Below are 15,145 nucleotides of genomic sequence, written 5' to 3' on the forward strand. Positions count from 1 at the left end.
CATTCCGAACAGAGAAGTTAAGCCCGCCTGCGCAGATGGTACTGCAATCCTGTGGGAGAGTATGTCGCCGCCTTCCTTTGAAAAGGGTTCCCGATTGGGAACCCTTTTTTGTTTTGGGGAAAACTAAAATATAGGAATGATAAAGTTTTTCTAAAATTCTTTTACCCCAATTGGGAATAAGGTAACTTTATATGGTAACATAAAATTCAATGCTATGAAAAAGTTGCTTTATTTATCGATGTTGTTCCTGAGTTTAGGTTTGTTTGCTTCTTTTGAAAGTATAAAAGCCCTGAAAAATGATTCATTTATACAGGAAAAGGAATATAAAAAGATAGCTCCGGAAGAAGTTAAGAAAGAGGCCCTTATCAATATAAAGGCAAAATATGGTGATTACCAAATAGTTGAGGCTGGTGTTGCTGCTGATGGAGAGTATAAACTGGTCTTAAAAAAAGACAATGCTTCCATTACCGCCCTGTTTACAGCAAATGGTGAGTTAATTAAAATATTACAATAAAATCCGGTTTAATTACCGGATTTTTTGTTTTTATAAAATTCACATACAGAGTTCATTAGGCATTCACTGTGTTTTGGATTGGACGGCCTGCAGGTTTCTCTGCCTAAGAATGATATTGCCATTCCAACTTCTGACCACATTGATTTTGGCAATACTTCCATCATTTCCTTCTCAATTTTGTCAGCATCCTTTCCCTTTGCAATTCCTAATCGGGGAGCTACTCTCACCACATGCAAATCGGCCATTATACCTTCAGCCGGAACTCCTGCTTCTCTCATGATGACATTGGCAGATTTTCTTCCAATACCTTTCAGGGCAGTCAATTCCTTCATAGTCACAGGAATATTTTTATCCTGTTTTATACTCTCAGCAATTTCAAGAAGCCATTTGATTTTATTACCATGAAAGCGAACTTCTTCAATATAAGGAAGTAAGGATTTCTCATCCGCCTGAGCCAGAGATTTCATATTTGGGAACGCCTGGAACAAATTGGGAGCAATTTTATTGATATGTGCATCGCTGTCCTGTGCAGATAAAACAACCATAACCAACAACTGATATAAGTTTTTATACTCTAACGGATGTTGTTTGTTTTTATATTTAGCAATTAATGGTTTTAGGGCTGTTGCCCAATCTGTCTGCTCATTAAATAGATCCATATTACTTTTCTTTAAAGTCTACAGATAAAGAATTGACACAATAGCGTTGTCCCGTTTCTGTTGGACCGTCATCAAAAACATGGCCTAAATGACCACCACAGTTTGCACATAGAATTTCAGTACGCAGCATACCGTGTGAAGTATCCTTAACATATTCTATTTTTCCAGGCAATGCTTCATCAAAAGAAGGCCATCCGCAGTGGGAATCAAATTTAGAACTGCTTTCGAATAATGGCTCTCCACAAGCACCGCAGCAATAGGTTCCCTTTTCAAAAAACAGGTTGTATTTTCCGGAATGGGGAAATTCGGTTCCTTTTTGGCGTAAAATTTTATAACGTTCGGAACCCAATTCATTTTTCCATTCTTCTTCGGTTTTGTTTACTGGATATTTCATAGCATTATTTTTTAGCAGGTACAAACTTTATAGAAACAGAATTAGTACAGAAACGTTTTCCTGTGGTTTGAGCCGGTCCATCATCAAAGACATGACCCAAATGTCCGCCACATTTAGCACACATGACTTCCGTTCTGACCATTCCAAAACTGGTATCTTCCTTATAGATTACAGAACCTTTAATGGCCTGATCGAAAGAAGGCCAACCGCAATCAGAATGAAATTTGGCATTTGAAGTAAAAAGAACATTTCCGCATGCTGCGCAAACATAATTGCCTTTTTCGAAATGATTGTAATATTCTCCGGTAAAAGCTCTTTCGGTTCCTTTTTTTCGAAGCACTTCATATTGTTCCGGTGTCAGTTCTTTTTTCCATTCCGCATCGGTTTTTTGGATTTGTTTTGGTGTTTCTCTTTTTGAAATTTCCTTTTTTTCCTGGCTATGACAGGACACAAAAGCAAAAATCGAAACCAGCAATACAATATAGTGTCTCATAATTTTTAATTTAGAAATTCTATAATTTTTTTAATGACTTTAGTATCACCCAATATTTTTCGGTGACCAAGACCTTCTGTTATGACTAATTCGCCGTCTTTTAAGTTTTCCCGGATATGGTAGGCTGCTTTAACAGGAACGTCTTCATCCTCTTTATCATGGATAACCAATACAGGAATGGTTACTTCCTTTGCGGCCCTGTAGGCTGAAAAATTATCCATAGGTTCCTTGATTTTCTTTTCAAAACTGGCTTTCATTTTTTTACTGATAGCAATATTCATTCCCAATTTCTCAATAAAATCATCCATAATATCTTCCACAATATCGCCACTTCCAATAATCACCGCTTTTTTTACATTTAATCCTCTTTTTATAGCATTTAAAATTGACATACCTCCCAATGAATGGCCTATAGCATATTCAAATGGTCCGAATTTTTTTTCTAATTCCAGAATACTGACGATAAATTCAGCCATATTACTGGTTTTACCAGAAGATTTTCCATGTGCCGGTGCATCAAAACTTAGGGTCGAATACCCTAATTTTAGCATTTCATCAGCAATTTTAACCAATTGGGTACCTCTGCCAGACCAACCATGAACAAGCAATATTTTTTTATCACTGCTACCATAATTATATACGACAATTTCTTTACCTAAGTTTTGAATGAATACGTTTTGCTGAAGTGAATTCTTATCCATCCCAATTTCTCGTTTTGGGAGTTTGTGCTTAATAGGCGAAGTAAAAAGTTTAGCTGCAAATTTCATAGCCAGTTTTGGCGAAATTGCTTCGGTTATTTTGGCGGTTATCAGGATGGGTTTCGGTATTTTGAGTGACTGCTGGTGCGTTTTTGGTTTTTCAGACATACTCCAATTTTTATGCAAGTTAAAATATATTAAATTTAGGAATCATAAATTAAATATAAAAGATATTTCCATGTTCAAAACCTATAAATAGAATCATTTCTAAATCAACAGGTTGCTTTGATATTTGGTTTAGCCGTTTCAAATAATGAAGCCTGGCATGGAGATTGTTAATATTTTAACAATAAATAAAGATTTCGTAGAAATTAAGTATCAAAGTAAATTAGTAAATTTGAGTAATAACCAATCAAAATAGTTCTCATGAAAAGAAGATATCTGTTAATACCGATTGCAATATTTGGTATTGTTTATTCTTGTGCGACCAATCCGTTTACCGGAAAAAGCACATTGGCACTGGTTCCTGATTCGCAGATTTTACCGTCAGCTTTTCAGCAGTATAGTACTTTTTTAAAGGAAAATAAAGTGGTGACCGGAACTGCGGACGCACAGCGAGTGGTAACCGTAGGAACAAAAATTAAAAATGCTGCCGAAAAATACCTGAATGCCAATGGTTATAAAGGTTATTTAAAAGATTACCAATGGGAATATAAGCTGGTAGAAAGTAAAGAAGTGAATGCCTGGTGTATGCCTGGCGGAAAGATTGTTTTTTATACAGGAATTCTTCCTATTACAAAAGATGAAACAGGTATGGCAGTCGTTATGGGACACGAAGTAGCGCACGCCTTGCTAAATCACGGACAACAAAGAATGAGTGCCGATGTATTACAGCAGTTAGGGAGTGTTGGTGTTGGAGCTGCCGTAGGAAACCAAAGCGAATCTATTCAGAAAATTGCAATGCAGGCCTATGGAGTGGGTACACAATATGGCGTAACCCTACCGTTTAGCCGAAGCCATGAAAGCGAAGCAGACAAAGTAGGGCTGACCTTAATGGCGATAGCGGGTTACAATCCGGAACAGTCGGTTGCTTTCTGGGAAAGAATGGCGGCAAATTCAGGAGGCAATGCACCACCGGAATTTATGAGTACGCACCCGTCTAATACGACAAGAATCGCGAACCTTAAAGCGTTGATTCCTCAGGCAAAAGCTGAAGCTGCAAAATACGGTGTGACATTTAAATAAAAGATAATCTGGATTAGATAAAAAAATAATATCTTCGAAGCTGTTCTAACGGACAGCTTTTTTTATACCTAAAAAACAAACTTATGCAAACAACTTTACCTAAGGGAAGTAAGAAATTAATGAATGCCTGGGCATTTTATGATTGGGCAAATTCAGTGTATCCTCTGGTTATATCTTCTGCTATTTTTCCTCTGTATTTTGGATTTCTTTTCCCAAAGGAAACTCCCGATGTACAGTTTTTAGGATATGATTTCAAGGCAACCGCACTAATAAGTTTTGTTACCGCTTTCGCATTTCTGGTGGTAGCTTTTATTTCTCCCTTTCTTTCAGGAATAGCAGATTTTGTAGGTAATAAAAAAAGATTCCTGCAATTTTTCTGCTTTTTGGGAGCCAGCTCCTGCATTGGAATGTATTGGTTTACGGTTGATAATATCTATTTTGGTATAACTTGTTTCTTCTTTGGGCTTATAGGTTTTTGGGGAAGTTTGGTTTTTTATAATTCCTATTTGCCGGATATAGCTTTTACAGAACAGCAGGACGGATTAAGTGCAAGAGGGTACTCTATGGGATATATTGGCAGTGTCATATTATTACTCATTTGCCTGTACCTGATTTTAAGCAAAGAAGGTGTGGAGGCACTTGAGATGATGAAAGTTTCTTTCGCCCTCACAGGTGTTTGGTGGCTGTTGTTTAGCCAATATGCTTTTTATTATCTTCCAAAAGGGAATAAGAACGCAGACAAAATTACAAAAGACATCCTTTTGAGTGGTTTCAGGGAATTAAAGAAAGTAAAAAATGAACTGCTGAAACACTTATCATTATCACGATATCTGGCTGCTTTTTTTGTTTACAGTATGGCAGTTCAAACGGTAATGCTGGTGGCTACTTATTTTGGAGAGCAGGAAATTAATTGGGCAGATACGGAAGAAAAAACCAAAGGTTTGATTATTAGTATTTTGGTTATTCAATTAGTAGCGGTACTTGGCGCTATAGTGACGGCAAAACTATCTAATAAATTCGGAAACATAAAAACACTAATTGTTATCAACTCAATCTGGGTAGTAATCTGTGTTTGCGCTTATTTTGTGACGGAACCGATTCACTTTTATGTAACAGCCTGTTTTGTAGGTCTTGTGATGGGAGGAATTCAGGCGCTGTCACGTTCTACCTATTCTAAGTTTCTTCCAAAAACGGAAGACACCACTTCATTTTTTAGTTTTTACGATGTAGCTGAAAAAATAGGTATTGTAATAGGAATGTGTGTTTATGGTCTGATTGACCAGATTACGGGCTCCATGAGGAATTCTATCGTTTTCCTGGCTGTCTTTTTTATCGTTGGAGTTCTTTTACTTTTTAGGGTGCCAAAGTCAGTACCGAAAGAATAAAAATATATTTTATGCGTTTCAAATAAAAAATATATATTTGGAAACCTAATTAACCCAACCTAACAAAAATAGAATGAATAAATTAAAATTTTTAACTGCTTTTGTGCTGATTTTCACAGCTTTTAATTTTACATCCTGTGATAATGAGCCATTAGACAGTGCAATTGACCCTAATCCACAACCGTCATGTGTGGCGCCAACATCTTTTCAGGCCAGTAATTTTATCGGAGGTACTAATGTAAACCTAAGCTGGGTAGCAAGTTCAGAGGCAACTTCATGGGAAGTACAATATGGCCCAACCGGATTTGCTATTGGAGAAGGTACATCTGTTTTTTCTGATGTTACCAATGTCACTATCACAGGTCTGGTTTCCACAAACACCTACCATTTTTATGTACGTTCCAACTGTTCAGAAAGCGAAGTTAGTTCCTGGATTGGACCAATTTCTGTAGGAACAAGTACTGGAGGTACACCTGGGGGTACAACAGGAGGAAGTTTTCGAGTAAAAATTGACGGAGTTGATTTTGTAGCAAACAATGTAGTTGCAGTAAAACAAATGCCAGTTGATCCTATTACACATGCGCCAATTATAAATCCGGAAACTGGTCAGCCTTGGATTACATATAGTATTTCTGGAAATACAAATTTAAAAATGGTGAAGATAGATGTTACGGAATTAAATAGATCTTCATACGATTTACCTGGAAATGGAGCTGCCATTTCATATCATCCAAATGCTATGAATCCATTAGGTTCATACTATAGTCTAACTTTAGATGATGATGTCGTTATAGGTAATGTAACGATAACAGCAAATGATGCAGTAAACAAAAAGATTTCCGGAACATTTAATTGTAAGGTATATATGATTGATGCAAATACAGGGGAACCTGGTGGAACACCAAAACAATTAACAAATGGAGTTTTTACTAATGTTCCTTACACAATAGAATAATTTGTAACACCTAATAAAAAACCCGGATGAAAATTCGGGTTTTTTTATGGCATAAAGATTGATTTTATATAAAAGCCAATAGTATCTTCGTTATAGTACTCTATTGGTTTTCAAAGAGATATTGTTTTTACGGGTGCAAAGTAAAACTGTCTCTAAAAATGTTTAATGACAAAATGACTTAAATATAGTATGCCAAATCAAAAAATAATCACACTTGACAATCTGTCACTCCAAGAATTCGACAACGATTCAGAATTAATCCCTCTTTTAACTCCTGAAGACGAAGAAGAAATGAACAATGAGCAGCTTCCGGACGACCTTCCGATTCTGCCATTACGAAATACCGTGCTATTTCCGGGTGTTGTAATTCCAATTACAGCCGGACGTGATAAATCCATTAAATTAATTAATGATGCCAATGCCGGAGGTAAGGTTATTGGAGTGGTTTCTCAAATCAATGAGGAAGATGAAGATCCGTCACCGGAAGATATCAATAAAATAGGAACCGTAGCCAGAATTCTGCGTGTTTTAAAAATGCCTGATGGAAACGTAACTGTAATTCTTCAAGGTAAAAAACGTTTTGAAATTGATGCTGTCACTTCTGAACAGCCTTATTTGAAAGCTACAATCAAAGAGGTTCCTGAAAAGCGTCCTGATAATGATGATGCTGAATTTGCGACTATTATCGAATCGGTAAAAGATTTGGCTATCCAGATTATTAAAGAGAGTCCAAACATTCCTACGGAAGCTACTTTCGCTATCAAAAACATTGAAAGCAAGTCGTTCCTGATCAATTTTGTTTCTTCCAATATGAATCTTTCGGTTAAAGAGAAACAAGATTTGTTGATAATTAACGACTTGAAAGAAAGAGCCTTGTCGACACTTCGTTATATGAATGTCGAGTTGCAGAAACTGGAATTGAAGAACGATATACAGTCTAAAGTTCGCTTTGACCTGGACCAACAGCAGCGTGAATATTTCCTTCATCAGCAGATGAAAACTATTCAGGAAGAATTGGGTGGCGTTTCTCAGGAGGAAGAAATCGAAGAAATGCGTCAGAAAGGACTAAAGAAGAAATGGAACGAAAAAACGAAAACCCATTTCGAAAAAGAACTTTCAAAAATGCAGCGTATGAATCCGCAATCTCCGGATTTCGGTATACAAAGAAATTACCTTGAGCTCTATCTTGAACTGCCATGGAATGAATTTTCTAAAGATAATTTTGACCTGAAAAGAGCACAAAAAATATTAGACAGGGATCATTTTGGATTGGAAGATGTGAAGAAAAGAATGATTGAACATCTTGCGGTCTTAAAGCTCAGAAATGATATGAAATCTCCAATCCTTTGTTTATATGGGCCTCCTGGTGTAGGTAAGACCTCGATTGGAAAATCCGTTGCCGAAGCATTAGGCAGGGAATATGTAAGGATTTCTCTGGGAGGCCTGCGCGATGAAGCTGAAATTCGAGGCCACAGAAAAACATATATCGGAGCCATGCCCGGAAGAATTATCCAGAGTCTAAAAAAGGCAAAAACGGCAAATCCTGTTTTTGTACTGGATGAGATAGATAAGCTTTCCAGCGGTAATAATGGTGACCCGTCTTCTGCCTTGCTGGAAGTTCTGGATCCGGAACAAAATTCAGATTTCTATGATAACTTCCTGGAAATGGGATTTGACCTTTCCCGTGTTATGTTTATAGCTACATCTAACAATATGTCTGCAATCCAGCCTGCTTTAAGAGATAGGATGGAAGTAATCAACATGACAGGCTATACCATTGAAGAAAAGGTAGAAATTGCCAAACAGCATTTGCTTCCAAAACAATTGAAAGAGCACGGACTGACTACTAAAGATTTATCCATCGGAAAGAAACAGTTGGAAAAGATTGTAGTAGGCTATACAAGAGAATCCGGTGTAAGAGGTTTGGAAAAACAAATTGCCAAAATGGTCCGAAATACGGCCAAATCTATTGCAATGGAAGAAGAGTATAATGTAAAAGTTACAGACGAAGATATTGTAAAAGTTCTTGGTGCGGCCAGAATGGAACGCGATAAGTATGAAAATAATGAGGTGGCAGGTGTGGTTACCGGATTAGCCTGGACAAGTGTTGGTGGAGATATCCTTTTTATAGAATCGATTTTATCAAAAGGAAAAGGAAGTTTGACCATGACAGGGAATTTAGGAACGGTAATGAAAGAATCGGCTACGATTGCTTTGGAATACATCAAGTCCAATGCCGAACGACTAGGAATAGGACCCGATGTGATTTCGAATTACAACGTACACATTCACGTTCCTGAAGGAGCTACTCCAAAAGACGGACCAAGCGCCGGAGTTGCCATGTTAACTTCTTTGGTATCTTCTTTTGTACAAAGAAGAGTAAAGAAAAGCCTTGCTATGACCGGAGAAATAACACTTCGTGGAAGAGTATTGCCGGTGGGAGGAATTAAAGAAAAAATATTGGCTGCCAAAAGGGCAAATATTAAGGAAATTATTCTTTGCCATGAAAACAAGCGCGATATTGATGAAATCAAACCTGAATATTTGGAAGGACTGACTTTCCATTATGTGAAGGAGATGAGCGAGGTTCTGGCAATAGCCATAACAGACCAGAAAGCTAAAAATGCAAAAGCGTTATAATCTTTAGAAACGCATAGCTTATATTATAAAGGCAAAAGTGAATTAATTTTCAACTTTTGCCTTTTCTGTTTTATCTTTTGCCTTAAAAAATAATATCTTCGCATCTGCGTTATATATTCAGAAAAATAAGGAAAATCCCTAGATGTTTAAGAAACTGTTTATTGTTTTTTTATTGCTGTTTTGTGCTGAAGGTTTCAGCCAGATTGGCGGTAAATATGTTTATCAGTTTCTAAATTTGATGACTTCGCCAAGACAGGCAGCATTAGGAGGAAAGGCCGTAACGATTTATGACTATGATGTCAATCAGGGATTCTTTAACCCTGCAACCATCAATCCGGAAATGGATAATCATCTTTCCGTAAATTATGGCAGCTATTTCGGAGAAGTAACCTATGGAACGGCAGCCTATGCCTATACCTATGACCGCCATGTCCAGACTTTCCATGCCGGCGTAAATTATGTCAATTATGGCAATTTTGAAGGATATGACGAAAACGGACAAAAAACGGCTGATTTTACAGGAAGCGAAATTGCACTTTCTTTAGGATATGCCTATAATGTTCCCTGGACCGACATTTTTATAGGAGCCAACCTGAAATTAATATCCTCAACCCTGGAAAGTTACAATTCTTTTGGTGCGGCTATGGACCTGGGAGCCTTATATGTAGATGATTATAATGATATCAATATTGGACTGGCAATACGCAATGTGGGTGTCCAGATAAAACCCTATCAGGATACGAATGAAAAATTGCCGATGGAAATTGTAGCCGGAATTTCTCAGGAATTAGAAAATGTGCCAATCCGCTGGCACCTGACTTTCGAAAATCTCCAGCAATGGAATATCGCTTTTTCCAATCCAAACAGGGCAGAAGGCTCATTAGATGGTGGAAGTAAGGAAGAAAAAGTCGGTTTTTTAAATAATGCTTTAAGACACGTTATAGTAGGAGCTGAACTTTTTCCTGAAAAAAGTTTTTCCATTCGTTTAGGATATAATTTTAGAAGAGCGGAAGAATTGCGTATTGTAGAACAACGTAATTTTTCAGGACTTTCAGCCGGTTTTGGTTTGCGATTCAATAAAATCAGATTTGATTATTCCTATTCCAGATATACCGCTGCAGCCAGTACGAGCCTTTTCGGATTAATGATTAACCTTCAATAAATTATTTTGGATAAAAAAATTACTATTGCCATTGATGGCTTTTCGTCTACGGGAAAAAGTACGCTGGCAAAACAATTGGCCAAATACTTAGGCTATATCTATGTCGATACGGGAGCCATGTATCGCGCTGTGACATTATATGCCATGCAGCATGACTTTATTTCGGATACCCATTTTGACAAAAAAGCATTGATAGAAAGACTTCCTAAAATCAGTCTTCAGTTTCTTTTTAATCCCGATTTGGGTTATGCCGAGATTTTTCTCAATGAAAAAAATGTTGAAGCCGAGATCAGGACACTTGAAGTATCCAATTTTGTGAGCCGGATTGCCGAAATCTCGGAAGTTCGTGCCAAGCTTGTCGAACAACAGCAAAATATGGGAAAAAACAAAGGTATTGTAATGGACGGAAGAGATATAGGAACCGTTGTCTTTACAGATGCCGAATTAAAGCTGTTTATGACGGCAAGTCCTGAAACCAGAGCAAGAAGGCGTTATGAGGAATTGCTTCAAAAAGGACAGGAAGTGACATATGAGGAAGTGCTTAAAAACGTTCAGGAACGCGATTATATTGATACTCACAGGGAAGACTCACCTTTAACAAAAGCGGATGATGCTATTGAAATAGATAATTCGCACCTTTCTATACAGGAACAGTTTGACAAAGTTTTAGGATTGGTAAATACTGTAGCTAAAACGTTGTAATTTTTTGTTTATCTCATTTTTAATAGTAGATTTACAGGCTGTTATTTTTTCAACATACAAACTTATTTATGGGAATAAAATTTAGGTTAACTTTGATGAGCTTTCTCCAGTTTTTTGTTTGGGGAGCCTGGCTTATCACGATTGGAACATATTGTTTTAATGCAAAAGGCTGGACAGGTGCTGAATTTGGCGCTATATTTTCAACATTAGGCCTTTCTTCTTTATTTATGCCGGCATTGACCGGAATTATAGCCGATAAATGGCTCAATGCTGAAAAGCTTTACGGAATCCTCCACATATTATATGGTCTTATCCTTTTATATGTCCCTGAAGTTAATGATCCTTCCATTTTATTCTACGTTATTTTTGGAGCAATGATTTGCTATATGCCAACCATTTCGCTTTCCAATTCCATAGCCTATACTATATTAAAGAACAATAAATATGATGTAGTAAAGGTTTTTCCACCAATTCGTGTTTGGGGAACTATAGGTTTTATCGTAGCCATGTGGATTACGAATATTTTCAGTTCGCCAACGCCACCTAATATCTTTAAGGATTTAGGATTGAGTGTAGGTAATGCGATGTCTTCCGTATCAGGTAATCCTATTTATGCTAACCAGTTTTATATTGCCGCTTTTGTAGCTATTTTGCTGGGTATCTATTCGTTTACCTTGCCAAAATGTCCACCACAAAAATCAATTGCAGAAGATGCAAGTTTTGTGGAGCAATTAGGATTGAATGCTTTCAAACTGTTCAGTTCCTATAAAATGGCGTTGTTTTTTATATTTTCTATGTTTTTGGGAGGCGCTTTGCAGCTTACCAATATGTATGGCGATGCCTTTTTAAATGATTTCGCCAAGATTCCGGAATACAAAGATTCATTTGTAGTTGAATATTCAACAATAATCATGTCGATTTCGCAGGTTTCTGAGACCTTGTTCATTCTGGCGATTCCTTTCTTTTTGAAACGTTTCGGAATCAAACAGGTAATGCTGTTCTCCATGATAGCATGGGTACTTCGTTTTGGGCTTTTCGCTTATGGCGATCCGGTACAAGGTTTATGGATGATTATTCTTTCCTGTATCGTATACGGAATGGCGTTTGATTTCTTTAATATATCAGGTTCCTTATTTGTTGAAACAACAACCGATTCTAAAATTCGTGCCAGCGCACAAGGATTGTTTATGATGATGACGAATGGTGTAGGGGCGTATTTGGGAAGTGTTATCAGCGGTTATGCTATTGATAAATATTTTACTCACGGAGAAACTAAAGACTGGCATAGTATATGGCTTTCTTTTGCCCTGTATGCGTTGATAATTTCCATTGCCTTCGCGGTAATGTTCAAACACAAACACAAGCCGGAAGATGTTGAAAATATATCACATTAAAAAACTAAAAGAGCTTCAGATTGAGGCTCTTTTTTGTTATTGGATGTTTTGGGAGTTAAATAATAGCCATTCTTCTTAGGTTTTGATTTATAAACATTTAGGATAAAAGCTTCATTCTGGAATTATTTGGTAGATTAAAAAATATTTATTAATTTTGCGCACCTTTTGGCGAAGAAGAGTTTCCTTTAGGTATCAACTATTTATGTAAAACACTTCTGTGTTTTCTATTGCATCAAGAAACTCGAGAAAACATAGGATACAAATTTTTATCAGAACAAATGTCTGAACAAACAAAAGCACAAGCGGAATTTTTAGAGAACTTTAACTGGCACAACTTCCAAGAAGGTATTGATGCTGTTGACGAAAAAAACCTGAAAGAATTCGAAGAGTTAGTTGAAAAAACTTTTATCTCTACAGATCAGGAAGAAGTAGTTGAAGGTGTTGTAGTTAGAATCACTGACAGAGATGCTATCGTTGATATCAACGCTAAATCTGAAGGTGTTATTTCTTTAAACGAATTCCGTTACAATCCAAACTTAAAAGTAGGAGACAAAGTAGAAGTATTAATTGACGTTCGTGAGGACAAAACAGGTCAGTTGGTTCTTTCTCACAGAAAAGCTCGTACTATCAAAGCTTGGGATAGAGTTATTGCAGCTAATGAAACAGGTGAAATCGTTAACGGTTTCGTTAAATGCAGAACTAAAGGTGGTATGATCGTTGACGTATTCGGAATCGAGGCTTTCTTGCCAGGTTCTCAAATCGACGTGAAGCCAATCAGAGATTACGATCAGTATGTAAACAAAATGATGGAATTCAAAGTTGTGAAAATCAACCATGAGTTCAAAAACGTTGTTGTTTCTCATAAAGCGCTTATCGAAGCTGATATCGAAGTACAGAAAAAAGAAATTATCGGTCAATTAGAAAAAGGACAAGTATTAGAAGGTGTTGTTAAAAACATTACTTCTTATGGTGTGTTCATTGACCTTGGAGGTGTTGACGGATTGATCCACATTACTGACCTTTCTTGGTCAAGAATCAACCACCCAAGCGAAGTTCTTGAATTAGACCAAAAACTAAACGTTGTTATCCTTGATTTCGATGATGAGAAAACAAGAATCCAACTTGGTTTGAAACAATTAAACGCTCACCCATGGGATGCACTTGATGCTAACCTGAAAGTAGGTGACAAAGTGAAAGGTAAAGTTGTAGTTATCGCTGACTACGGTGCTTTCATCGAAGTTGCTGAAGGTGTTGAAGGCCTAATCCACGTTTCTGAAATGTCTTGGTCAACTCACTTGAGAAGTGCTCAGGATTTCGTAAAAGTTGGTGACGAAGTTGAAGCTGTTATCTTGACTTTGGATAGAGAAGATCGTAAGATGTCTCTTGGTATCAAGCAATTGACTCAAGATCCATGGACTGATATCACTGCTAAATACCCTGTAGGTTCTAAACACACAGGTATCGTTAGAAACTTTACAAATTTTGGTGTTTTCGTAGAATTGGAAGAAGGAATCGATGGATTAATCTACATTTCTGATCTTTCCTGGACTAAGAAAATCAAGCACCCATCTGAATTCGTAAGCGTTGGTGAAAAACTTGACGTAGTAGTATTAGAGTTGGATGTTGAAGGACGTAAATTATCTTTAGGTCACAAACAGACTACTGCTAACCCTTGGGATAAATACGAAGATTCATTCGCTGTTGGAACTATCCACACTGGAGAAATCTCTGAAATCGTTGACAAAGGAGCTACTGTAGAATTCGGTGATGATATCGTTGCTTTCATCCCAACCCGTCACCTTGAAAAAGAGGACGGTAAGAAATTGAAAAAAGGTGAAACAGCTGATTTCAAAGTGATCGAGTTCAACAAAGAATTCAAAAGAGTAGTTGCTTCTCACACTGCTATCTTCCGTGAAGAAGAAGAGAAAAACGTGAAAGCTGCTTCTGAGAATACTACAATGTCTTCAAGTAATGCTACTGCATCTACTTTAGGAGATAACAATGATATTCTTGCTGAATTGAAAGCTAAAATGGAAAAAGGAGGGAACTAATCCTGACTGATTTTAATACAAAAGCCTCACGGAAATGTGGGGCTTTTTTAATTATTTTAAATGATAATATTAAAATTTTGTTTACATTTGAAATCCTAAAATAAAGGAATTCTGTTCCCTATTACCAATGTATTTTTAAAAACTAACTATGAAGACTAATAAAAATCTGGCAATTATTCTTTTTGCATTATTGTTAAGCGTTGCATCATTTGCCCAAAAGAACCAAAAAAGGGCAAATATGAATGTCGTTAACCCAAAGTTTGACGCAACTAAAAATATTATCGATAACCTTACGGCTTCGCAGAATTATTCTTCTTTAGCAAAGGTTTTTAAAGCTGCAGAGTTTGAGCAAATGCTGCGCGAAGAAGGACCTTATACCATTTTGGCACCTAGCAATGATGTCATCAGCAGGTCTTCAGAAAATTTAGAATTCATGACCGATCCAAAAAATATTCACCGTACTAAAGATATTGCGGCTTACTATATGATTCCGGGTAAGTGGTATGCTTCAGATTTCGGGAAATTAATTCGAATGAGTAAAGGAAGAGGTGAAATCAAAACGGCTGATGGTGATATTCTTATCATTACTCTTGAAAACAGTATTATCTATTTGACAGATGCTAAAGGAAATAAGGCAAAACTGGTGTTCACAGATGCTATCCAAAGCAATGGAATTATTCACGGTATTGACAAAACTTTTTCTCCTAACTAAATAGAAGGATTAACAAATAAAAAAAAAGCCTCGCATTAGCGGGGCTTTTTTTGTTAAGTCTGTCCCATCCTGAAATAAGTTGACACCAAATCGACTTTATTATGAAAGACAACGAAAGTAAGGCAATTAAACGTAGCCAAA

The 15,145-nt window shown here is 36.9% G+C and carries 14 protein-coding genes and 1 rRNA gene; 11 read left to right on the top strand and 4 right to left on the bottom strand.

Annotated features, from left to right (window positions below):
- Positions 1–76 (top strand): 5S ribosomal RNA (gene rrf, locus B0G92_RS16870); the annotation flags it as partial.
- 138 nt (positions 77–214) lie between these two features.
- Positions 215–514, top strand: coding sequence for a hypothetical protein (locus B0G92_RS16505; RefSeq protein ID WP_101473069.1), 300 nt, complete (start codon positions 215–217; stop codon positions 512–514).
- An 8-nt stretch (positions 515–522) separates the two neighbouring features.
- Here B0G92_RS16505 and B0G92_RS16510 read toward each other — a convergent pair whose 3' ends face one another.
- From B0G92_RS16510 to B0G92_RS16525, 4 genes are read right to left on the bottom strand one after another with little or no spacing between them, the layout of a single operon-like run.
- Positions 523–1,173: an endonuclease III domain-containing protein gene (locus B0G92_RS16510; protein ID WP_101473070.1), complete on the bottom strand. Its 651-nt coding sequence runs from the start codon at positions 1,171–1,173 to the stop codon at positions 523–525.
- 1 nt (position 1,174) lies between these two features.
- Positions 1,175–1,567 (bottom strand): peptide-methionine (R)-S-oxide reductase MsrB, encoded by a 393-nt coding sequence (gene msrB / locus B0G92_RS16515; RefSeq protein WP_056073053.1) that lies wholly within the window; start codon positions 1,565–1,567, stop codon positions 1,175–1,177.
- A gap of 4 nt (positions 1,568–1,571) precedes the next feature.
- On the bottom strand, positions 1,572–2,060 hold the full coding sequence (gene msrB / locus B0G92_RS16520) for a peptide-methionine (R)-S-oxide reductase MsrB (RefSeq protein ID WP_101473071.1): 489 nt from the start codon (positions 2,058–2,060) through the stop codon (positions 1,572–1,574).
- 5 nt (positions 2,061–2,065) lie between these two features.
- Positions 2,066–2,926, bottom strand: coding sequence for an alpha/beta fold hydrolase (locus tag B0G92_RS16525; RefSeq protein ID WP_101473072.1), 861 nt, complete (start codon positions 2,924–2,926; stop codon positions 2,066–2,068).
- Positions 2,927–3,184: 258 nt separating this feature from the next.
- On the opposite strand from B0G92_RS16525, the gene B0G92_RS16530 reads away from it, so the two are divergent.
- The 9 genes from B0G92_RS16530 to B0G92_RS16570 all read left to right on the top strand — a co-directional run bounded on the left by B0G92_RS16530 (position 3,185) and on the right by B0G92_RS16570 (position 15,004).
- Complete coding sequence (locus B0G92_RS16530) at positions 3,185–4,003, top strand: M48 family metallopeptidase (protein WP_101473073.1); 819 nt, start codon at positions 3,185–3,187, stop codon at positions 4,001–4,003.
- 83 nt (positions 4,004–4,086) lie between these two features.
- Entirely contained in the window at positions 4,087–5,388 is a 1,302-nt protein-coding gene (locus B0G92_RS16535; protein WP_101473074.1) for an MFS transporter, read from the top strand.
- Positions 5,389–5,461: 73 nt separating this feature from the next.
- Positions 5,462–6,343, top strand: coding sequence for a DUF6252 domain-containing protein (locus B0G92_RS16540; RefSeq protein ID WP_101473075.1), 882 nt, complete (start codon positions 5,462–5,464; stop codon positions 6,341–6,343).
- Positions 6,344–6,532: 189 nt separating this feature from the next.
- Positions 6,533–8,983: an endopeptidase La gene (gene lon / locus B0G92_RS16545; RefSeq protein WP_101473076.1), complete on the top strand. Its 2,451-nt coding sequence runs from the start codon at positions 6,533–6,535 to the stop codon at positions 8,981–8,983.
- A 142-nt stretch (positions 8,984–9,125) separates the two neighbouring features.
- Positions 9,126–10,145 carry a type IX secretion system protein PorQ gene (porQ, locus tag B0G92_RS16550; RefSeq protein ID WP_056073073.1) on the top strand — a complete coding sequence of 340 codons (1,020 nt, stop codon included), beginning with the start codon at positions 9,126–9,128 and terminating at the stop codon, positions 10,143–10,145.
- Positions 10,146–10,151: 6 nt separating this feature from the next.
- Positions 10,152–10,847 carry a (d)CMP kinase gene (gene cmk, locus B0G92_RS16555; protein WP_056073076.1) on the top strand — a complete coding sequence of 232 codons (696 nt, stop codon included), beginning with the start codon at positions 10,152–10,154 and terminating at the stop codon, positions 10,845–10,847.
- Positions 10,848–10,915: 68 nt separating this feature from the next.
- A complete protein-coding gene (locus tag B0G92_RS16560) occupies positions 10,916–12,241 on the top strand; it encodes a nucleoside permease (protein WP_056073079.1) in 1,326 nt (441 codons plus the stop codon).
- A 278-nt stretch (positions 12,242–12,519) separates the two neighbouring features.
- Positions 12,520–14,292: a 30S ribosomal protein S1 gene (gene rpsA, locus B0G92_RS16565; protein WP_056073082.1), complete on the top strand. Its 1,773-nt coding sequence runs from the start codon at positions 12,520–12,522 to the stop codon at positions 14,290–14,292.
- Between the two features lie 148 nt (positions 14,293–14,440).
- Positions 14,441–15,004, top strand: a complete 564-nt coding sequence (locus B0G92_RS16570; protein ID WP_101473077.1) for a fasciclin domain-containing protein — start codon at positions 14,441–14,443, stop codon at positions 15,002–15,004.
- Positions 15,005–15,145 lie beyond the last annotated feature (141 nt).

Origin of the sequence: Flavobacterium lindanitolerans (assembly GCF_002846575.1) — a bacterium.
In the GTDB taxonomy this organism is placed as follows: domain Bacteria; phylum Bacteroidota; class Bacteroidia; order Flavobacteriales; family Flavobacteriaceae; genus Flavobacterium; species Flavobacterium lindanitolerans.